Origin of the sequence: Microbacterium sp. AB (assembly GCF_032878875.1) — a bacterium.
Lineage (GTDB): Bacteria > Actinomycetota > Actinomycetes > Actinomycetales > Microbacteriaceae > Microbacterium > Microbacterium betulae.
Genome location: NZ_CP118157.1, coordinates 1744224 through 1763378 on the forward strand (window position 1 = coordinate 1744224; position 19155 = coordinate 1763378).

Sequence of the window (19155 nt, forward strand, 5' to 3'; positions counted from 1 at the left end):
GACCCGGGGTGCCTTCCGTCGCGTGGGGGCGGTGGCCCCTACGATGGGAGCATGGCGGGCAGACACTTGAAGGAGATCTTCAAAGCGTTCCAGACGCGCGATGAGTTGACCTTCCGTCGTGTGGCCATGGAGATCATCGACGAAGAGGAAGCCAAGCATCACAACGCCCTGGCCCGGGATCTCAAGAGACTTCTGGTGGCTGGAGGAGCGCCACTCGACACCGGCTCCACCATCATCGTTCCGGCACCGCCGAAAGATCGCGAAGGTGACTGGGACCTCGGCGAGGTCACGGAGCCGACCCGCCTGCTCGACGATCTTATTCTTGACCCTCGACTCGTCGGGACCCTTGATAGCCTCGTCGAAGAAGTCCGTCAGTGGTCGACACTTGACGCAGCTGGCATACCTCGGCGGCAAAGGCTGCTCTTGGAAGGTCCTCCAGGCTGCGGGAAGACGACCGCAGCCGAAGCGCTTGCCACCGAACTAGGTCGGCCGTTCCTACTTGTCCGCCTCGATGCTGTCGTGTCCTCCTACTTGGGCGAGACAGCCAGCAACCTCCGCCGGATCCTCGATTACGCCGACCAGGCACCGTTCGTTGTGCTCTTCGACGAATTCGACGCCCTCGGCCGCTCGCGAGACGACCAAGCGGAGCACGGTGAGATGAAGCGAGTTGTCACAGCGTTCCTCCAGATGACGGACCGGTACCGCGGTCCCAGCTTGCTACTGGCCGCGACCAACCACTCTGAGTTGCTTGACCAGGCTCTATGGCGACGCTTCGATGAGGTCTTGACCTTTCGAAAGCCGAACGTGCACGAGTTGCGCAGGCTGTTGCGGCTTAGGTTGCGTCATGTTTCACATCATGGGCTCAACATCGACCTCATCGCGAGCAAACTCAAGGGACTTCCTCACGCGGCGGCGGAGAAGCTGGTCGTAGACGCCAGGCGTCAGGCGATTCTGCGCGGATCGCACACGGTAGAGGCAGTGGACATCAACGCGGTGTTGTTGGGTGTTACTGGTCGGCCTTGGTGAGTGCCAAACATGCCCCAGCACCTTCTTCTACCAAACCCACGACCGCTTCCCTCCCGTCGCGCAAGTGGTGCGGGAGGAGGTGGGCCGCAGCGCCAACGCGGAGAGCATGGCCGGCACCTGCAGGAGCAACTGCTACAGACAACGCGTCTGCCGCGACGTCTTGACCAGGGTGTCGATCCGCGGCTCGTATTCAAGATCAATGCTCGTTCTCGTCCGACGGAAACTTCGTTCGAGGGGCGCGGTCTGCACGTGCTTGGCGAGAGCGTGGACTACACATACTTTGTGCTCGCCGATGATTCTGGATCAGCGCTCTCTCAGGCGATCGATCGGTATGTTCGGACGGGTGAACTTCGCTCATTCTTCGACCTGATAGATGACATTGAGCCTTACGGTTCTGAAGATCGACGAGGTCCGGGACTCGCCGACATCGGCGATGGCTTTGCGGGAGAGCAGGTTCTCGATGTCAGCGTATGGGCCGCAGGAACACTCGATGAAGCGCGAGCACGAGTCCAGATAATCGAAGCTGTGCTCGCCGCTACGAGTGGACGAATACTGCTGCGATCGGTGAGTTCACGGCGCAGCTATCTCCGGGTCTCGGTGACGTCTGACGGCATGCGAGATCTACTGGAGACTAGTGTGGTCGAGACGGTGCGCACGCCACCCGTGCCGTATCTGGACTTCCGCGACTGGCGAGACCTTGGGGTGGGAGATATCCGCCGTGCCGAGACGTCAGGTGCCGTCGTCGGAGTACTAGATGACTCGCCTGAGTCCGCACACCCGCTTCTCAATGGTCTCGTGCTTTCAGACGACTCTCTAGCGCCGCCGGACTATCAATGGCAACAACGCGGAAGCCACGGGTCCGAGGTGATTGGTCGCGTCCTGTACCCGCGTCTGCACGAGGAACTTCGTGACTTGACGGCTTTGACGGCCGTGGGCGCTGTTCGCGTCGTTAGAGTCCTTGAGCCTGACCCTCAGCGTGGCGGCGATGCGACTCGCTTCCCGACGTATGCGCTGCCTCACGAGGTGGTTGCCCAGGGTATCCGCCACCTTCACGACACCTACGGCGTCAAGATTTTCAACATGTCGGTCGGATATTCCGAACCGTATAGCGATCTGCATGTCGGACCGCTTACCGAGACTCTTGACGATCTCATTCGTGAACTAGACATCGTCATCGTCGTACCCACCGGCAATGCCGGGATCACGCTGGATGCTCGCACTGTGAGCGGCCATCACATCATCGACGACAAGCCCGACTACTTCTTCACCCCAGAGCACCGAATCGCGGAGCCAGCACCAGCAGCTCTCGCTGTCACAGTCGGGTCGATAGCCCTAAGCGGAGCGGCCGCCGAACTCGGCCGCATCGGATCGCGGGCGGTTGCCGAAGCAGAAGAGGCTTCTCCCTTCAGTCGTTCAGGCCCAGGACTTGGCACCGCACAGAAACGGCTGAACAAACCAGAATTGACGCACTACGGCGGAAACATTGTTGTCAACGACTCCGGGCACGCTGTTCGAAATGACCTTGGAGCGAGTCTTGTAAGTACCTCTTATCGTGCGGGAGACGGCCGCTTGTTTGCCGTCGTGAATGGAACGAGTTTCGCTGCGCCTGCTGTAGCTAGGGTCGCGGCCGATATTTCATACGAGTATCCCGACGCGTCAGCCAATCTCATCCGCGCACTGCTGGCGTCGAGTGCAGCGCACCCTGTTCCGGCGGCCGTGCTGCCCGAACTGCACAACCGGTCCAAGATCTATGGCTACGGAAAGCCCCGCCGGGAACGGGCGATCGCAAGTGATCAGAACCGAGTCACGATGACGTATGAGGGAACGATGTCAACCGACACCGTTCAGATTCATCCATTTCCTGTCCCGGAACTGTTCCGTCGCGGGAGTGGCGGTGAGCGGGCGATCACTGTCGCTCTCGCCTTTGATCCTCCTGTACGCCGGCAACGCCGCGAGTACCTTGCAGGTGCTATGAAGATTGACGTGTATCGCGACATCGACCCGGACGAGCTTGCTGAGATTCTCAAGAAGCAAGATCCCGACGATCCGAACGAACCGATCAAGGGGCGGCAACGACTAAACCTGGAGCCCGGGAGCAACTCATTCACAAACAGCACGTTGCATGTCCGGCGTTGGAGTGCAAAGAACTCCTTTGTCAATGACGACGAGACCTTCTTCGTCGTTGTTACACACAAGGCGCAGACGTGGGCTCGCGATGATCCCCAGTACAAACAGCAACGGTATGCGCTAGCGGTGACGCTCGAGGACCAGCACTTGGTGCAGGCTGACCTTTACCAACTTCTGACCCAACAAGTTCAGGTGCCGGCGCGAGTTCGACTTCGGGCCTGATTGCAGACCAGCGCATAAACTGTGGCAGGGGAGCGGAGCTGCAGAGCAGCCGAGATGAGCAGGTTCCCTCGTGGCATGCACTGCCGTCATGATTGCGCCGTGCTTCTGCGTGCGGGGCCACCCACGCCTGCGCGGATCTCAACACCCGCGTCCAGAAGCCTCGTGCGCATTGTGCCAGCGGAAACACCGAACTTTTCCCCGACGCTCGCCAAGGATGCGCCACTCTCATACATGTAGGCAGCTTGGGAGATCTGTGCACGCGTGAGACGTGTTCTTGGCCGCGCCGCGCGAGCTTCGTACAGGACCTGACGGACCTTTCGCCGGTCGATCTCCAGGTCGGCAGCGATCAGCTTCATTGGATCTCCGGCGCGAAACCGCGAAACTACAATCTCCAAGTCTTCGGGATCTAGCTCGCGGCGAGTTCGATGCCCAGCCACAGGGCCACGTTGATCCTCCGACTGTCGCCTTGGAACCGAGCTCAAGAGTCCCTTTCGGATGCGCCGAACCTCTCTGGCCAGGCGTTCTGGCGTTGCTCCGGTGTTTGAACTTCTTCGCCCCACCTCCACCATAGAAGACGTACGAGAACACCCGGCATCAGTTGATGCCGGTTCGGGTGTCAGGGTGGCGAGCGGCTCAGCGAGTCGGATCGTCGCCCTTTCGTCTTCCCTGATCGCGATGCCGTTGGTGAGGGCGTAGAGGGCCGCGCAGCCGACCAGCACGCTGAGTGCATCGGCGAAGTGCGCAGCCAGGGAGCTTGTCGCTCTCATTCCGGAGCCGTCTGCGGTTCGGTCAGCTCGGCCGGTTTCCTGGGGGTGGGAGGCGAGGCGTTCGTCGAACGCGGGGCGTCGGAGGTGGCGGCGCATGGGCGCGGACGACGGCCGTGCGGTCGAGCACGACCCGAGCCTTCTCCCGTCCGCCGGGGGACACGGCGCCCGTGGCGAGGTGCTCGAGCGCGAGACGACGAGGCTGCTGCAGGCGTTTCTGCGCGCAGCGAGGACGGTGACATGGAAGCGCTCTCCGGGCCGTCGCGCGGTTCGCCATCGGAGCGGCGGCTCTGCACGAGGCCCGTCACGCCGTGCGGTTCGTGACCGTGAACGGCACGCCGGGGGCGAGTGTGATGCTCTCCGGCATCCCGCATGTGGTGGTGATCGTCATCTTGTGGCGGACGTGCAAGGATCTCGGCCACGACCGACCGATCCCGTCGGCCGAGACCACCGTGCGGCGCGAGTGGAACGACGCCGAGCGCACCCGCGCGAAGGCCCGCGCCACCGCGGTCCTCGCCGGAACCCCCGATCGGGTGCACGCCGAGCTGACCGACCTGGCCGAGACGCACGGGGCCTGCGAGATCATGCTCACCGCCCTCGCCAGCGACCCCGCCGACCGGCTCGCCTCGTACCGGCTGCTGGTCGAACAGTTCACGAGATGGGGGCCCGGTAAGGATCGTTCTCGGAGTGTGTTGCGTGCAGACCGTCGAGGAACGCTCGGGCGGCGGGTGAGGGGTTGAACGTGCTCCAGGCGAGGTACTCGATGCGTGTCGGTCCGTCTGCGACCGTGATGACGCGGAGGTCGTCGCTGTCGGGCACGACGGCCGGTGAGAGCAGCGCGATCACGAGGTCGTGCGTGACGAGGCCCAGGATGAGGTCGGTGCTCATCGCCTCGAAGGCGACCTCGCGTCGGATGCCCGCTGCCTGGAACGCGAGATCGGACGGTGCGCGGCCGGGGGTTCCCGCGGGGAAGTCCACGAAGGTCTCACCGACCAGGTCGTCCAGCCGCAGTCGGCGTCGCCCGGCGAGCGCATGGCGGGCGGACACCACGGCGACGAGCCGTTCACGGGCCAGCACACGCGTGTTCAGGCCCTTGGGCGGCGTGGTGTCGGGCAGTCCGAGCACGGCGACGTCCATGCTCCCTTCCGTGATCGCGGTGATGAACTCGTCGCTGCCGCCGCCGCGGAGACTGATCCGCACGGCCGGATGGGCGCGGTGGAACTCTCCGAGTGCGGCGGGGATGTCGATCGCGGTCGCCGTGGGGATGACACCGATGGTCAGGGTGCCACGAACCTGGCCCGTGGAGGCGGCAGCGTCTGCGACGGCGCGCTCAGCCGCATCCAGGCTCGCCTTGGCTGCGCTCAGGAACGCCTCACCCGCTGCGGTCAGCTCCACGCGGCGACTGGTGCGAGCGAACAGGGTGACGCCGAGCTCACGTTCCAGTGCCTTGATCTGGTGACTGAGCGCGGACTGCACCACATGACAGCGCTCCGCCGCGCGAGTGAAGTTGCGCTCCTCGGCCACCGCGACGACGTAGCGCATCTGCTGAAGCTCCATATGCCGATGATGCAGGTGCATCACTGGCATGACAAGAATGTGTTGGACTCATAAAAGCGCGGCACCCACGATGGAGGGGTGAGCACCACAACACCCCTGATCCCGGCCTTGCAGGTCACGCCCTCTGGTCGAGTGTCGTGGACGGCGCTGACGGCGATCGCCCCCGCGGCGTGGGGCACCACCTATATCGTCACGACGCATCTGCTGCCCGAAGGACATCCCTTGTTCGCGGCGCTGATGCGTTCCCTGCCTGCCGGGGTGATCGCCGTTCTGATCGCGCGGCGCCTGCCCCACGGGTCGTGGTGGTGGAAGAGCCTGGTGCTGGGCGCTTTGAACATGGGCGCGTTCTTCCCGCTGCTCTTCCTCGCTGCGCAGCACCTGCCAGGCGGCGTCGCCGCGACTCTCGGCGCGGCGCAACCGATCCTGGTCGCGTTCCTGGCGGTCGCGATCCTCTACGAACGACTCTCCACCTGGCGGGTCGCCTGGGGAGTGATCGGAATGATCGGCGTCGCTCTCGTGGTGCTCGGCCCCGACGCGGCCCTCAGCCCGATCGGAATCCTCGCCGGACTCGGCGGGGCTGTGTCGATGGGCACCGGGGTGGTCCTGACCAAGCGGTGGGGACGCCCCGAGGGGCTCTCGGCGATCGGCCTGGCCGGATGGCAACTCACCGCCGCCGGGCTCGTCCTGATCCTCCCGGCCCTGGTGATCGACGGCATCCCCGCCGGCATCGACGGCCCCGCCGTGGCCGGATATCTCTGGCTCGGCCTGATCGGAGCACTGGTCACATACAGTCTCTGGTTCTCCGGCGTCCGCCGCCTTCCCGTGACCGCGACCGCGCTGCTCGGGCTGCTGTCCCCGCTCGTGGCCGCGATCCTCGGCGCCGCCATCGCAGGCGAAGCCCTCACCCTTGTCCAGCTCACCGGCTTCGCCGTCGCGCTCACCGCGATGGTCGCCGGTCAACTCACCCCGCCGAGAAAGAACGCAGAAACACCGGCATGAGAATCGCCGTCTTCGGCACGACCGGCATGGCCGGGGGCGCGATCGTCACCGAAGCCCACGATCGCGGCCACCACATCGTCGCGCTCTCCCCGACGCCCCGATGAACGGCTCACCATCTGAGCCATCGACGTCGACGTCGCCGACGCCGACGCACTGAATCCGGTGCTGGCGGACAGCGACACTGTTGCGCCCCCCGCGTTCATCGGAGGCTCGTGGTGCGCCTTCGCCCGCGTCGTGGCGAGAGCCGTCTCCGCACGTCGATCATCCTGGCCTGCCGGTGGGTCGAGCTGCGGCACGCCGGGCCTCCACGGGGGAGTCCGCGCGACCGCCGCGGAGGAGACGTTCGGTCATGTCCCGCCCGCTTCGGAGCATCTCGTCGTCGCCGTCGATGCCGCGGTGGGCGATCGCGCCTTCGAGAAGAAGGAACACCAGGTCCGCCGCCGTGTCCGCATCGCCCGCCTCGGGGTGGTCGGTGCGGATGAGGTCCGCGAGACGACGTCGCACGGCCTGCTTGTGCGCTCGGATCACCCGGTGGCCGCGATGGTCCACGGGCAGTTCCCCGGCGGCGTTGATGAACGCGCAGCCGCGATCGGAGGACTCGGCGTCCTGGGTGTAGGAGTCCCAGACGGCGAGCACCCGCGATGCCGGGTGCTCCGCCAGGCGTCGTTCCATGCGCTCCCACCACCGCTGATGCCGGGCTTGCAGATACGCCTCGACCAGGCCGTCCTTCGAGCCGAACCGGTCGTACAGCGTGCGCTTGGTGACCCCCGACTCGGCGGCGATGGTGTCGACCCCCACCGCATGGATGCCGCGACGGTAGAACAGATCGGAGGCGACCTCCAGGATGCGCCGCGCCCCGGCGGTGAGCGCGGGCGCCAGCAGCACCTCGTCAGGCTCTCGATCCGGCGTCATCGTCGTGCTCCCTCCTGTGGTCGACTCCACGGCTCACCCGTTGACTTCACAGATCAGTATACCTACGCTGAAAATGGTTTACAGATCTGTGAGATTGGAGCGGGTATGCGTGATCGTGGTCGGGCGCCGGGGATCCGAGTGGCGGCCTCGCCCGTCGGGCGTCGCGAGCTGCGGCTGCTCGGGGCCGGGGTGATGCTGATCGCGGCGTGCTACGGCCTGGCCCGGTACGCATACGGCTTCTTCGTGCCGGTCTTCCGCACCGCGTTCGGCCTCGACGCCGCGACCGTGGGAGCGATCGCCTCCGGCTCCTACGCGGCCTACTGCGTCGCGATCGTCCTCACCACGATCCTGATCCCGCGCGTCGGCGCGCGTTCCCTGGCCGTCGCCGCCGGGGGCATCGCGACCGGAGGCATCCTCCTGGTCGCCCTCGCCCCGAACGCCACGGTGCTCGCCGTCGGCGTGCTCGTGGCCGGGTCGAGCACGGGCGTGGCGTCGCCGCCGCTTGCCGACGCCGTCGCCCGTACGGTGAGGACGAGCGTGCGCGACCGGATGCAGACCGTGATCAACGCGGGGGCCGGCGTCGGCGTCGCCGTCGCCGGCCCGGTCGCGCTGCTCACCCACGAGCAGTGGCGGTCCGCCTGGATCTCCTTCGCGATCGCCTGCGCCGCGGTCACCGTGTACGTCGCGTTCGCCGTTCCCTCCGGCTCGCCGCCGCCCGCGGGCCGCTCGCCGAGGACCGCGCTGCTTCCCCGGCCGCTCTTTCCTGCCGGGAGCGGGCGGCTGATGGCGGCCGCCGCGCTGATGGGAGCCGCCAGCTCGGCGGTGTGGACGTTCGGACGCGATGTCCTCGTCAGCGTCGGAGGGATGGACGAGGCGGCCTCCACGACGGCGTGGATTCTTCTCGGCGCGTCCGGCGTGCTCGGCGCCGCCGCCGGCGACCTCGCGCGACGTCTCGGGATCGCGACGGGATGGGCGGCAGCCATGATGACGATGGGCATCGCGACAGCCCTCCTGGCCGCGTTCCCGGACCTCCCCGTCGTCGCATGGATCACCGCGGCGGCCTTCGGCGCCGTCTACATGACCCTGACCGGACTCCTGCTGATCTGGGGGACCGAGGCGTACCCGATCGCCCCTGCGGCCGGGGTCGGGCTCGCGTTCCTCGTCATGTCCCTCGGCCAGGCCGCGGCCGCCCCGATCGTCGGAGGTCTCTCCGAGGGCATGGACTCCCGGGCGGCGTTCACGGCAGCGGCCCTTGCGGCCGTCGCCGGAGCCTTCATCCGGCCGAAACGCCGCGAGCGACCGCCGGCCTCGACGTCATGAGCCGCCGCCTCGCCCGGATTCGCCAGGGTCGGGCGTCGGGCGTCAGGCGTCGATCGTGCCCGACACGCACACGTCCGTGCGCCCGCCGATCCACAGGTCGTCCCCGTCGCCCTCGACCGTGATCCGGCCCCGCCGCCCGAGGCGCGTTCCCTGACGGGCGAGATAGGGCGTGCGCGCGCGGCCGGTGCCCGTCAGCCACTGGGCGACGGATGCGTTCAGGCTGCCGGTGACGGGATCCTCGCGCAGGTCCGCGCCCTCCTCGTCGGTGAAGAACGCCCGCAGCTCGAAGGCGGCCTCCGAGCCCTCCGGATACGGGCCGACGACGCCGATGCTCGCCAGCCCGGTCGCGGTCCTGCGCGCGATATCGGGGACGATGCGGAGCACGTCGTCCGCATCCTCGAGGAGGATGCCGAGCCAGCCCGGGCCGTTGTCGACCCAGGCCATGTCGACGGCGTGGTCCACGCCGATGAGCGCGAGGGCGTCTCGCGCCGTCCGTTCGTCGACGGGCCCGGAGCGCACCAACGGCGGCGCGCGGAACGCGTAGCGGTCGTCGTCGAAGCGCACGGGCACCAGCCCGGCCCCGCACTCCTGGACGACCTCGCCATCGCGGGCAGGCCGCCCTCCCAGGTCGATCCACGTCCGTGCCGTGCCGAGGGTCGGATGGCCCGCGAACGGAAGCTCGGCGTCGAGGCTGAAGATCCGCACCCGATAGTCCGCGCCGGGCCGCGTGGGAGGGAGGAGGAACGTGCATTCGGAGAGGTTCGTCCAACGGGATACGGCTCTCATCTCCTCGGTGGAGAGCCCCTCGGCCGAGCCGATCACGGCAACCGGGTTCCCCGTGAACGCCTCCTCGCCGAACACGTCGATCTGACGGAATGGTCGGTGCATGACCTCGACGATACGTCGCCGCAGGTGCGTCTCGACCCCCGGGAGCCGCGATCAGGCCACGGGCCCGCGATTGGCCCGCGGCGGAACGCGCGGACCCCCGCGCCGCCGCGTACCTCGTGAGACATCCACCCCACAGCGCCGCGGATCGCGCGTACGGTGAGAGCATGTGGACAGTCATCGTGATCCTGCTCGTTGCCTGGCTCGTGCTGTCGATCGTCGGCTTCGCGTTCAAAGGCCTGCTCTGGCTGGCGATCATCGGAATCGTGCTCTTCGTGGGCACCGTCGTCTTCGGCGTCATCAGAAGCCGTGTCAGCCGTAAGGGAGGCGGCGGAACGCGGTAGCGCGCTCCGTCTGCCTGTGCGGAGGACCTCGTGTCCGCCATCCGCTCGACCACTCCCCGGAACGGGGCTCCCCGTCGCGGGCAGAGCGAGTTCACCGCCCTGGCCAACGACATCCGCGCACGGGGGCTGCTCCGCCGCCGATACGGCTACTACTGGACGAGGCTCGTCCTCCTGCCCGCCGTGCTCGCGGCCTGCCTCGTCGCCTTCGTCCTCATCGGCGACACGTGGTGGCAGCTGTTCACGGCCGCCGCCCTCGCCGTCGTCCTCACCCAGATCGCGTTCCTCGGGCACGACGCGGCCCATCGGCAGATCTTCGTCTCGGGGCGGTGGAACGACTGGATCAGCCTGATCCTCGGCGACCTGCTGGTCGGGATGAGCTACGGATGGTGGCAGCACAAGCACACGCGTCATCATGCGAATCCGAACAAGGAGGGCGCGGACCCCGACATCGAACTCCCGGTCATCGCGTTGACGTCCGAGCAGAGGGAGGCGTCGCGAAGCCGCGTGTCGGCGTGGCTGCGCGGACACCAGGGGCTGCTCTTCTTCCCGATCCTCCTGCTCGAAGGGGTGTCGCTGCATGCGTCGGGCGTCCGACGGGTCCTCTCGCGTGAGCACATCGCGCGCCGATGGGTCGAGATCGTCATGCTCCTCGTCCGGCTCTGCGGGATGGGCGCGCTCGTGTTCCTCGTGCTGTCGCCCGGCATCGCGTTCGTCTTCCTCGCCGTGCAGCTCGGTCTCTTCGGGTTCTACATGGGCGTGTCGTTCGCCCCCAACCACAAGGGCATGCCGGTCGTCCCGCGGGACCTCACGTTCGACTTCCTGCGCCGACAGGCGATGATGAGCCGCGACATCCGCGGCAGCCTCTTCGTCGACACCGCCATGGGCGGGCTGAACTACCAGATCGAGCATCACCTCTTCCCGTCCATGCCGAGACCGCACCTGCGCCGTGCCGCGCCGATCGTCGCCGCCTACTGCCGACAGCACGGCGTCCCCTACACGCAGACGGGCCTGTTCGCGTCGTACGCGATCGTGGTCCGCTACATCAACCGGGTGGGGCTGGGGGAGCGCGACGTCTTCAGCTGCCCGCTCGTCGAGCAGCGCGATCACCTGACGCCCGCCTGAGACGGCGGACGACGTCAGCCGAGACCGAAAAGCACCCCGATGAGGCTCCATGCGCCGTAGACGGCCAGTGACGCCGTGCCGACCGCTGTGACGGCGATCGCCGATCCCGTGGCATAGAGCCGCCTCCGTCGCGAATGCGCGGCCGGCACCCGGCCGCGCTCGACGATGACGTCGCGCGTCGCGAGCGCCTCCGACGCCGTCCTCGTGCTGCGCAGCTCCGCGCGGGCGAGGGGCGAGCCGGTCCACTTCTCCACGCCCCACGCGGTGGCCCGCGCCGTCTGCGTGCGCAGCGCGTCGCCCCATCCGATCTGCGCGATCGGGGCGAGTCGGGCGCTGAGTCGCCGAGCCGTGCCGGCCACGCGCTCCGCGTCGCGGAGCCCCGTCTGCGCCACATCGACGGCCAGCGCGTGCAGGCGGCGCCGGGCGCGCTTCTTGAGCCCGGGGTCGGACGCGAGCGCCTCCAGCTCGTGCATCGCGGTGCGGCTCTCGGAGAGCGCGGAACAGGCGTCGGCGAGATACCGCGCGGCCTGCCTGTCCTCCCCTGCGCCGACGAAGGCGGCCTCCTCGGCGAGCCGGTCGACGGCCTGATCGAAGGCGAACACGGCGCGGCGCGGGTCGGGAACGCCGGTCACGCTCCGTGGGGAAGAGGCCGACATGTCTGCACCTCACCTTCCTCGCGGGTTCGCGGTGACTGCCAGCTTACTTTTCCGAGAGGCGGAACGACATCGCCGTCGCGAAGATCACGGGGATCCGCAGGGAGCGCCGGGCGCCGCGGGCTCAGCGGCCGCGTCCGGTCGACCCGCCGATCGTGCGCAGCGAGTCGATGAGCGCGGCGACCTGCGTCCAGCTCAGGCCGTCGAGGAGCCGGGCCTCTTCCGCGACGAGCGCGCGCATGGCGGACTCGACGCGTTCGCGTCCGTCGGGGAGCAGCGTCACGATTCGGCTCCGCTGGTCGACCGGGTTGCCGGTCCTGACGACGTACCCGCGCTCCTCCAGACGTTCGATGCGGTAGGTGATCGTCCCGCTCGTCGCAGTCGTCCACGTCGCGAGCTGGGAAGGCGTCATGGACTGCTCGCCGGGAGAACGGCGCAGGAGCGAGAGGATGTCGAACTCCCACGCTCGCAGGCCCGACGACGCGAAGGCCGTCTCGCGGACCCGCTGGAGATCGCGGGCGACGCGACGCAGGCGGGACATGACGTCGAGCGGGGAGAGATCGACGCCGGGGAGGATCGTCGACCACGCGTCGATGATGAGGTCCACCTCGTCATCGCCGGAATGTGAGATCTCCGCGCCGGTCACCGCCACCCAGCATACGGCGGGCAGGCCCGCGCGACGCGTCCGTCGAGACGCCCCTGCTCGTCCTCGGCGCCGTGAGCGACGTCGTCGAGCCGACGGCCGTCATGGCACCGGGTCCGTCCATGTTCATCCGATCGATGCCGAGCCCATCGATTCGAGCATCGACATCCGGGAAGAGCGGCCTGTAACATTTCGTCACAGACACACGCTTCGCGTCGATCGGGTCGAGCGTCGGCTCGCGCGGAGCGAGGAGAGCGGGCTGACGATGGACATGAAGATGATGATGAGCGACATGATGGCCGACTCACAGTCGGACACGATGATGCCGATGGATCAGGAGCTCATGCAGGCCTGTATGGAGGCGTGCATGGCGTGCGAGCAGGCGTGCACGATGTGCGCAGACATGGACATGGGCGGCGACATGGCGATGTCGCGCGGGATGTGCATGAACTGCGCCGACATGAGCCACACCATGATGCGCATGATGATGCGCCCCATGGGCATGCAGATGGCCCCGATGATGGCCATGCTCGACGCGATGAAGACCATGGCGATGGCGTGCCACGACGAGTGCATGAAGCACGCCGAGATGAGCGAGCCGATGAAGATGTGCGCTCAGGCGTGCATGGACTGCGCGAACGCCTGCGACGCGATGATGAAGAGCATGATGCCGGCCGCGATGTGAGCTGACCCCCCACCGGGCGTCGCACCCGGATCCGCGACGGGCGCCGACGTCAGGAGTCGCACTCGTCGCGCACGTTGAGCCACGTGTCGCCGACCGACAGCACGTGATAGCCGGCGTGCAGCGCGACCGGCTCACCGGGAAGCACGGTGCGCCGGAGGGACTCGTGGTGCCAGACGCGCGTGACCACGCGGCCGTCGAGGCCGTGCAGGTCGAGCCAGCCGTCCTCGGAGGTCGCTCCCGCGATCGCGTCGACCCATCGGCTCGGGGTCGCCGCCACCACCCGACGCTGGAGCATGTGCATGTCGTGACCCGGTCCGACCTCGGCGCAGAGGGCGCCGGCCTCGTGGAGGCACACATCGGTGTGCTCGACGGAGACGCGGATCGGGCTGGTCATGGCATGGGCTCCTGACAGACGTTCGGACGGAGAGGACGCCGTACGGCGTGCACTCCACGCTAGACAGGGGAGTCATCCGTGTCACGCGAGCCGTAACGGAGCGAAACGCGGCGTCGGACACAGCTGTTCGATAGGGTCGGGGAAGGGGGTCTCCGGCGTCGTGCACGGTGCGGTGTCGTCTGCGTGGCCCGCACCGCAACCGACGACAGGAGCATCCCATGGCCATCCGCCGCACAACCAAGACCGCCCTCCTCGCTGCGACGGCGCTCGCGCTGCTGCCGGCGCTCTCCGCATGCGCCGGCGGCCAGTCGGTCGCCGACGCCTGCTCGATCGTCGAGGACGGCACCGCCGAGCTCAACTCGAGCCTGACCGACATCAGCAGCTCGGTGACGGGCGGGGACAGCGACGCTCTCACGGAGCAGGTCGCCGCCGTCGACTCCGAGATCTCGGCGATCGGCGACGAGATCACCAACGAGGAGGTCAAGACGAGCTACGACGCCTTCGCCGCCGCCTTCAGCGACCTCACGAGCCAGCTGCAGGGCATGGCCGACATCGACGTGACCGACACCGATGCCGTCACCGAGGCGACCGAGGCGATGACGGCCTCGTCGACGGACCTCCAGAACGCGCAGGCCGACCTCACGGACACCTGCGGGTTCTGACGCCGCGACGGCCGAGGGTCCGTCTTCCGCCTCGGGGCGGGGCGGACCCTCGCCCCCTCCCGAGGCGGCCCCGTGGGATCGGCACGTGCCTAGGCTGGGCAGGACCGCTATCGGAAGGAAGACGATGTCTCGCATCCTGATCCTCGGAGGGCACGGAAAGATCGCGCTCCTCCTCGCGCCCCTGCTCGCCGCCCGCGGGGACGAGGTGACCGGCGTCATCCGGAACCCCGACCACGCCGACGACGTCGCGGCCGCCGGGGCGACGTCGGTGGTCGCCGACCTCGAGTCGCTCGACGTCCACGGGCTCGCAGAGCTCGTCCGCGGACACGACGCCGTCGTGTGGTCCGCGGGGGCGGGCGGCGGCGTCCCGGAGCGCACCTACGCGGTCGACCGGGACGCGGCCATCCGCTCGATCGACGCGGCGCAGGAGGCGGGAGTCCCGCGCTACGTGATGGTGTCGTACCTGGGCGCGGGCCCGGACCACGGCGTGCCAGAGGACGACTCCTTCTTCGCCTACGCGGAGTCGAAGGCCGCGGCCGACGAGCGTCTGCGGGGGAGCGGCCTCGACTACACGATCCTCGCCCCGGGTCCCCTCACCCTCGACGACCCGACGGGCCTGATCGACGTGGCGGACCCCGGCGACGGACGTGTCGCGCGGGCGGACGTCGCCGCCGTGGCGGCGGCGGTGCTCGCCGACCCGTCGACCGGGCGACGGACGATCGCCTTCGGCAGCGGCGCGACGCCGATCGCGGACGCCGTCCGCGGCGCGTGAGGGGCGGCGGGTCCGCTCGCGTCCGCGGTCAGAGCCCCTGCCCGGCGTCCCACAGCCGCTCCGGAGAGCCGTTGATGAGCGCGTCGATGTGCATCGCCTGCGCGTCCGTGAGCGACGCGACGTAGTCGATGATGCCGCGTCCCGTCGCGCGGCGCCGCAGATCCTCCCCGTCGGCGGCGTCGACGAGCTCCGGCGACTCTCTGCGCAGGCGCGCGTAGTCCTCTGCGGCGAGATCGACGAGGTCGAGCAGGCGCCGCGGGGCGCGGCGCACGTCGAGCGGATCATCGAGCCAGGCGGCGAACCCGTCGACGAGGCGCTCGAGCACATTGGCCTGGCCGCGCTGGTACACGGCGAGATCGGGGCGGTCGAGGATGAAGCGCTGGTGCAGGAACTTCAGCACGGCGACGTCGTGCCACGCGGTGCGGTCGAGGCTCACGTGCCCCGAGCGGATGGACGGGTCCGCGCTGACTGTGACGGAGTGCTGCAGGCGGGAGATCCACACGGCGGTGAACTGCGAGAGCGTGCGCTCGGTGAGCATCGATCCGTCGAAGGGCACGGCCAGGAGCCCGTCGATCACCTCGTCGTTGACGCGGGCGACGGCGTCGGCGAACGCGTCCTCGTCGGCGATCCACGGATCCTTCGCGGCGAGGCGCCGCCACAGCAGCTCGAGCGAACGGCCCGGCGTGCGCTCCGACAGCACGAGGTCGCCGTGGGCGGCGGCGTGGAGCGCGTCGCGGTCCCGTCGCCACGCGCGGAACTCGGCGGAGATCGTCGACTGGTTGAGCAGGCCCGCCCGGTAGAAGTCATCGAGGTCGTGCAGCGAGTACGCGATGTCGTCCGCGATGTCCATGACGGAGCACTCGACGGTCTGCTGCAGGGGGGCGATGGCCGGGTACGAGGCGCGGGCGTCGCGCATCTCGTGCGCGTCGAGCGTGAACGCCGAGAACTTGTAGGCGCCGGAGCCGGGCGCGGCGGGCGCCATCCCCCGGGGCATGACGTCCCGTCCGTCCCAGCGGTCGCCCTCGGCGCGCAGCCAGGGATATTTCAGCACGGCGGCGCGGACGGCGGCGGTGAGGTTCAGGCCCGCTCCGGCGCGGTCGTACTCGTCGAGGCGCGTGATGATCCGGAAGGTCTGCGCGTTCCCCTCGAACCCGTCGCGGAGCCCGAAGCGGTCCTTCGCGAGACGATCGAGCGACTGCTCCCCCAGATGGCCGAACGGCGGATGGCCCAGGTCGTGGGCGGCGGAGGCGGCCTGGACGACGACGGGGTCGCATCCGCCGAGCCCGGCGACGAGACGGCCCGCGTCCCCGGTGTCGTTCGACAGCTGCACCGCGATGCCCCGGGCGACGGCGGCGACCTTGACCGAGTGCGTGAGCCGGTTGTGGACCGCCAGGCCGGCGCCCGTCTGCGCGATCACCTGCGTCACGGCGGAGAGTCGCGAGTAGTACGGCGAGAAGCGGATGCGCTCGACGTCGACGCGATACTCCGGATGGCGCTCGCGGAGCTGATGCTCGTCGAGCGTCTCGGGCACGCGGCGTGCCGTGCGGGGGTCGTGTGCGGGGGAGGCTCCGCTGGCGTCTTCCGTCATCGGGACGATGCTACGGGAGGCCGCGTCCGCCCCGTGAACGCCGGAGCCGGGAGCGTCTGCGCGGCGCGGGCCGCTCCACCTGGGCCGCCATGCGGGCGAGCCGCTCCGCGCGGCGCGCGGCCCATCCGGCCGTCTCGGCGTCGACGTCGCACGTCGGCGTCACGACGGGCGGTCCGCCCAGGAGCTGCAGGCGTGCGTGCCGCACGCGGCCGTTGAAGTCCTCGAGGTACTCGCGCACGTCCGACTCGCGCGTGAGGGCGTCGAGCCTCTCCTGGAGCCCGGCGTGCTCGACGCGCAGCTGCAGCGCGGGCGGGCCGATGCCCGTGAGCCCCTCGCGCTGGATCTTCCGCCGGATCCACCAGTCCGGATCGTGCGTCGTGCCGAGGCCGGGGATGGGCCGGCCCGCGCCGGGCAGGTCGTCGAACTCGCCTCGGCGGATGGCCTGCTGGATGACCGTCTCGACGTAGGCCGTGCGATCGGTCGCCGTGGACGAGCCCGCGTCTCCGGTGGGCTCGTCGGGCGCGCCGTCGTCGACGTCCTCGCGGATGCGGTCGATGCGGTACCGCGAGGCGGCGACGCGCGGGTCCTCGGCCGGGCCCGGCTCCTGTCGCCCCATCGGGATCACCTCCGCCGTTCCAGACTAAGGCGGACGACCGGCTCAGGCGCCGATCTCGGCGCGCAGGCGCGCGAGGTGGGCGGCTGTCACGTCGTCCTCGGCGCGGTCCGCGGTCGGAAGCTCCCGGATGACGGGGTAGGGCACGTCGTGGGCGGCGCCCGTCGGGCGCACGTCGAGATGCGTGACCTCGTCGCCGCGATCGTGGAGCCACGTGGCCATGTCGTAGTCCCCGGGGGAGTCCCCGGCCGTGAACCACCGTGCCGGCGGGGTCATCCGCGCCGCGACGAGCTCGAGGGCGCGTGCGGCGCCGAGCGCCTTGCCCGCCGTGACGTGCTCGATGTCGACGGAGATGATCGTCGGCACGATGTGGAACTCGTCGCCGAGCCCGAGATCGTCGATGACGTCCTGGCACGCGGCGACGAGCTCCGGCTGCGCGGCGAGATAGTCCTCGTTCGCCACGTCGACGTTCTGCTCGACCGAGATCATCGTCTCCTTCGTCTCGTCCCAGAACATCAGCCGGTCCTCGCGCGCGGCGAGGGCGCGGACGCGTTCGAGGAGCGCGCGAGGCGGGCTCAGCTCGGTCGCGGCGCCGACCTCGCCCGCCTCCGGCCGTGGCGCGTCCGGCACGAGCGAGAACCAGGTGGCGCCCTTCTCGCCCACGCCCCACACCGGCGCGTCGGGGCGCAGCCCGGCGTCGGCCAGCACGGGGATCACCCGGTCGACGAGGAACGCGTGCGAGCGGCCGGTGTTGAACACGACAGGGGCGCCGGCGTGCGCCAGCGCCACGAGATCCGGGGCGATGGACGGGACGCGCAGCGTGCGGGTCACGGTGCTCGCGAGGGGGCCGTCGACGTCGAGGAGGAGTCCGAGGGGAGAGGTCACCGTCCCATCCTCGCGGATCCCGGAGGCGCGTCCGCACGGGCCGTAAGCTGACACCGTGAGACACGAGAGGGCGGCCGTGGTGACGGTGAGCGATCGCTCGGCGCACGGCGGCCGGGCGGATTCCGCCGGGCCCGTCGCGGTCGCGGCGCTGCGCGAGGCGGGGTGGGGCTGCGAGGACGCGAGGATCGTGCCGGACGGCGAGGACTCGGTCGCGGACGCGCTCCGCGCGGCGATCGAGGGCGGGGCGCGGCTCGTCGTGACGACCGGCGGCACGGGCGTCGGACCGCGCGACCGCACGCCCGAGGGGACCCGTCGCGTCGTCGAGCGGGAGGTCCCCGGCATCGCGGAGGAGCTGCGCCGACTCGGGACGACGGAGAAGCCCGCGGGCATGCTGTCCCGGGGCGTCGCGGGAGTGACGGGGCGGGTGCTCATCGTGAACCTGCCCGGGGCCCCACGGGCGGTCGAGAGCGGCATGCCGGTCATCCTCTCCGTCGCCGCGCACGTCGTGTCCCAGCTCGACGGCGGGGATCACCGGTGACGTCCCCATCGCGCGTGGCGCTCGCGCGGGTCGGTGCGGCGCCGTTGGACGTCGCCGCGCATCTCACGGCGGTGGACGACCCGAGAGCGGGCGCCGAGGCCTCCTTCGTCGGGCGCGTGCGCGATCACGATCCGGATGCCGAGGGCCCGGTCGTCGCCCTGGAGTACACGGCCCATCCCGACGCCGAGGCGACGCTCGCCGCGCTCGCGGCGCGCGCCGCCGACGAGCACGGTGCGACGGTCGCGGTGAGCCATCGGATCGGGCGGCTGGCGGTCGGCGACGTCGCGGTCGTCGTCGCCGTGTCGTCATCCCACAGGGCAGACGCCTTCGCCGCGTGCCGCCAGCTCATCGAGGACGTCAAGCGGGAGCTCCCCGTGTGGAAGCGGCAGGTGGAGGCCGACGGCACCACCGCGTGGAAGGGACTCGGCGGCTGACGGCCCCGCG

The 19155-nt window shown here is 69.3% G+C and carries 21 protein-coding genes; 12 read left to right on the forward strand and 9 right to left on the reverse strand.

What is annotated here, in order from left to right; genetic code table 11:
• Positions 1-51: 51 nt before the first annotated feature.
• The 3 genes from N8K70_RS08170 to N8K70_RS08180 all read left to right on the forward strand — a co-directional run bounded on the left by N8K70_RS08170 (position 52) and on the right by N8K70_RS08180 (position 4879).
• Entirely contained in the window at positions 52-1026 is a 975-nt protein-coding gene (locus N8K70_RS08170; protein ID WP_317141087.1) for an AAA family ATPase, read from the forward strand.
• 282 nt (positions 1027-1308) lie between these two features.
• The gene (locus tag N8K70_RS08175; RefSeq protein ID WP_317141088.1) at positions 1309-3375 is read left to right on the forward strand and encodes a S8 family serine peptidase; all 2067 of its coding nucleotides are present in this window, start codon (positions 1309-1311) and stop codon (positions 3373-3375) included.
• A 1117-nt stretch (positions 3376-4492) separates the two neighbouring features.
• Complete coding sequence (locus tag N8K70_RS08180) at positions 4493-4879, forward strand: LLM class oxidoreductase (protein ID WP_317141089.1); 387 nt, start codon at positions 4493-4495, stop codon at positions 4877-4879.
• Here N8K70_RS08180 and N8K70_RS08185 read toward each other — a convergent pair.
• A complete protein-coding gene (locus N8K70_RS08185) occupies positions 4791-5696 on the reverse strand; it encodes a LysR family transcriptional regulator (protein ID WP_317141090.1) in 906 nt (301 codons plus the stop codon). The two genes, N8K70_RS08180 and N8K70_RS08185, sit on opposite strands and share 89 nt — an antisense overlap.
• 78 nt (positions 5697-5774) lie before the next feature.
• On the opposite strand from N8K70_RS08185, the gene N8K70_RS08190 reads away from it, so the two are divergent.
• Complete coding sequence (locus N8K70_RS08190; protein WP_317141091.1) at positions 5775-6695, forward strand: EamA family transporter; 921 nt, start codon at positions 5775-5777, stop codon at positions 6693-6695.
• Positions 6696-6956: 261 nt separating this feature from the next.
• Here the strand turns inward: N8K70_RS08190 and N8K70_RS08195 are convergent, their stop codons facing one another.
• On the reverse strand, positions 6957-7607 hold the full coding sequence (locus N8K70_RS08195) for a TetR/AcrR family transcriptional regulator (protein ID WP_317141092.1): 651 nt from the start codon (positions 7605-7607) through the stop codon (positions 6957-6959).
• Positions 7608-7745: 138 nt separating this feature from the next.
• Here N8K70_RS08195 and N8K70_RS08200 point away from each other — a divergent pair, with 138 nt between their 5' ends.
• Complete coding sequence (locus tag N8K70_RS08200) at positions 7746-8927, forward strand: MFS transporter (protein ID WP_317141093.1); 1182 nt, start codon at positions 7746-7748, stop codon at positions 8925-8927.
• Between the two features lie 42 nt (positions 8928-8969).
• On the opposite strand, the gene N8K70_RS08205 is transcribed toward N8K70_RS08200, so the two are convergent.
• Complete coding sequence (locus N8K70_RS08205; protein ID WP_317141094.1) at positions 8970-9815, reverse strand: PhzF family phenazine biosynthesis protein; 846 nt, start codon at positions 9813-9815, stop codon at positions 8970-8972.
• Between the two features lie 164 nt (positions 9816-9979).
• Between N8K70_RS08205 and N8K70_RS08210 the strand changes: the two genes are divergently transcribed.
• Complete coding sequence (locus N8K70_RS08210) at positions 9980-10156, forward strand: hypothetical protein (protein ID WP_317141095.1); 177 nt, start codon at positions 9980-9982, stop codon at positions 10154-10156.
• A 30-nt stretch (positions 10157-10186) separates the two neighbouring features.
• Positions 10187-11278 carry a fatty acid desaturase family protein gene (locus N8K70_RS08215; protein WP_317141096.1) on the forward strand — a complete coding sequence of 364 codons (1092 nt, stop codon included), beginning with the start codon at positions 10187-10189 and terminating at the stop codon, positions 11276-11278.
• Positions 11279-11292: 14 nt separating this feature from the next.
• Here the strand turns inward: N8K70_RS08215 and N8K70_RS08220 are convergent, their stop codons facing one another.
• Both N8K70_RS08220 and N8K70_RS08225 read right to left on the reverse strand, forming a co-directional pair.
• Positions 11293-11910 (reverse strand): hypothetical protein, encoded by a 618-nt coding sequence (locus tag N8K70_RS08220; protein WP_317141097.1) that lies wholly within the window; start codon positions 11908-11910, stop codon positions 11293-11295.
• Positions 11911-12055: 145 nt separating this feature from the next.
• Positions 12056-12577 carry a MarR family winged helix-turn-helix transcriptional regulator gene (locus tag N8K70_RS08225; RefSeq protein ID WP_317141098.1) on the reverse strand — a complete coding sequence of 174 codons (522 nt, stop codon included), beginning with the start codon at positions 12575-12577 and terminating at the stop codon, positions 12056-12058.
• A gap of 262 nt (positions 12578-12839) precedes the next feature.
• Between N8K70_RS08225 and N8K70_RS08230 the strand changes: the two genes are divergently transcribed.
• Entirely contained in the window at positions 12840-13259 is a 420-nt protein-coding gene (locus tag N8K70_RS08230) for a hypothetical protein (protein WP_317141099.1), read from the forward strand.
• Positions 13260-13308: 49 nt separating this feature from the next.
• Here the strand turns inward: N8K70_RS08230 and N8K70_RS08235 are convergent, their stop codons facing one another.
• Entirely contained in the window at positions 13309-13653 is a 345-nt protein-coding gene (locus N8K70_RS08235) for a hypothetical protein (RefSeq protein WP_317141100.1), read from the reverse strand.
• A gap of 218 nt (positions 13654-13871) precedes the next feature.
• Between N8K70_RS08235 and N8K70_RS08240 the strand changes: the two genes are divergently transcribed.
• Together N8K70_RS08240 and N8K70_RS08245 are read left to right on the forward strand one after the other, a co-directional pair.
• Positions 13872-14315: a hypothetical protein gene (locus N8K70_RS08240; protein ID WP_317141101.1), complete on the forward strand. Its 444-nt coding sequence runs from the start codon at positions 13872-13874 to the stop codon at positions 14313-14315.
• A 124-nt stretch (positions 14316-14439) separates the two neighbouring features.
• Positions 14440-15087, forward strand: coding sequence for an NAD(P)H-binding protein (locus N8K70_RS08245; protein WP_317141102.1), 648 nt, complete (start codon positions 14440-14442; stop codon positions 15085-15087).
• 28 nt (positions 15088-15115) lie between these two features.
• On the opposite strand, the gene N8K70_RS08250 is transcribed toward N8K70_RS08245, so the two are convergent.
• The 3 genes from N8K70_RS08250 to N8K70_RS08260 are packed head-to-tail and all read right to left on the reverse strand — an operon-like array spanning position 15116 to position 18173.
• Positions 15116-16675 (reverse strand): deoxyguanosinetriphosphate triphosphohydrolase family protein, encoded by a 1560-nt coding sequence (locus tag N8K70_RS08250; RefSeq protein WP_317141103.1) that lies wholly within the window; start codon positions 16673-16675, stop codon positions 15116-15118.
• A gap of 10 nt (positions 16676-16685) precedes the next feature.
• Positions 16686-17291 carry a DnaJ family domain-containing protein gene (locus N8K70_RS08255; RefSeq protein WP_317141104.1) on the reverse strand — a complete coding sequence of 202 codons (606 nt, stop codon included), beginning with the start codon at positions 17289-17291 and terminating at the stop codon, positions 16686-16688.
• A gap of 42 nt (positions 17292-17333) precedes the next feature.
• On the reverse strand, positions 17334-18173 hold the full coding sequence (locus N8K70_RS08260) for a hypothetical protein (protein ID WP_317141105.1): 840 nt from the start codon (positions 18171-18173) through the stop codon (positions 17334-17336).
• A 55-nt stretch (positions 18174-18228) separates the two neighbouring features.
• On the opposite strand from N8K70_RS08260, the gene N8K70_RS08265 reads away from it, so the two are divergent.
• Together N8K70_RS08265 and N8K70_RS08270 are read left to right on the forward strand one after the other, a co-directional pair.
• On the forward strand, positions 18229-18711 hold the full coding sequence (locus tag N8K70_RS08265) for a MogA/MoaB family molybdenum cofactor biosynthesis protein (RefSeq protein WP_317141106.1): 483 nt from the start codon (positions 18229-18231) through the stop codon (positions 18709-18711).
• Positions 18708-19145 (forward strand): molybdenum cofactor biosynthesis protein MoaE, encoded by a 438-nt coding sequence (locus tag N8K70_RS08270; protein WP_317141107.1) that lies wholly within the window; start codon positions 18708-18710, stop codon positions 19143-19145. Before N8K70_RS08265 ends, N8K70_RS08270 begins: the two co-directional genes overlap by 4 nt.
• Positions 19146-19155 lie beyond the last annotated feature (10 nt).

What these genes read in the sequence shown, in the direction of transcription:
- N8K70_RS08170 (WP_317141087.1), top strand. Translation starts at nt 52, where the DNA reads ATGGCGGGCAGACACTTGAAGGAGATCTTCAAAGCGTTCCAGACGCGC.
- N8K70_RS08180 (WP_317141089.1), top strand. Translation starts at nt 4,493, where the DNA reads ATGCTCTCCGGCATCCCGCATGTGGTGGTGATCGTCATCTTGTGGCGG.
- N8K70_RS08185 (WP_317141090.1), bottom strand. Translation starts at nt 5,696, where the DNA reads ATGGAGCTTCAGCAGATGCGCTACGTCGTCGCGGTGGCCGAGGAGCGC.
- N8K70_RS08195 (WP_317141092.1), bottom strand. Translation starts at nt 7,607, where the DNA reads ATGACGCCGGATCGAGAGCCTGACGAGGTGCTGCTGGCGCCCGCGCTC.
- N8K70_RS08205 (WP_317141094.1), bottom strand. Translation starts at nt 9,815, where the DNA reads ATGCACCGACCATTCCGTCAGATCGACGTGTTCGGCGAGGAGGCGTTC.
- N8K70_RS08210 (WP_317141095.1), top strand. Translation starts at nt 9,980, where the DNA reads ATGTGGACAGTCATCGTGATCCTGCTCGTTGCCTGGCTCGTGCTGTCG.
- N8K70_RS08230 (WP_317141099.1), top strand. Translation starts at nt 12,840, where the DNA reads ATGGACATGAAGATGATGATGAGCGACATGATGGCCGACTCACAGTCG.
- N8K70_RS08235 (WP_317141100.1), bottom strand. Translation starts at nt 13,653, where the DNA reads ATGACCAGCCCGATCCGCGTCTCCGTCGAGCACACCGATGTGTGCCTC.
- N8K70_RS08240 (WP_317141101.1), top strand. Translation starts at nt 13,872, where the DNA reads ATGGCCATCCGCCGCACAACCAAGACCGCCCTCCTCGCTGCGACGGCG.
- N8K70_RS08245 (WP_317141102.1), top strand. Translation starts at nt 14,440, where the DNA reads ATGTCTCGCATCCTGATCCTCGGAGGGCACGGAAAGATCGCGCTCCTC.
- N8K70_RS08250 (WP_317141103.1), bottom strand. Translation starts at nt 16,675, where the DNA reads ATGACGGAAGACGCCAGCGGAGCCTCCCCCGCACACGACCCCCGCACG.
- N8K70_RS08255 (WP_317141104.1), bottom strand. Translation starts at nt 17,291, where the DNA reads ATGGGGCGACAGGAGCCGGGCCCGGCCGAGGACCCGCGCGTCGCCGCC.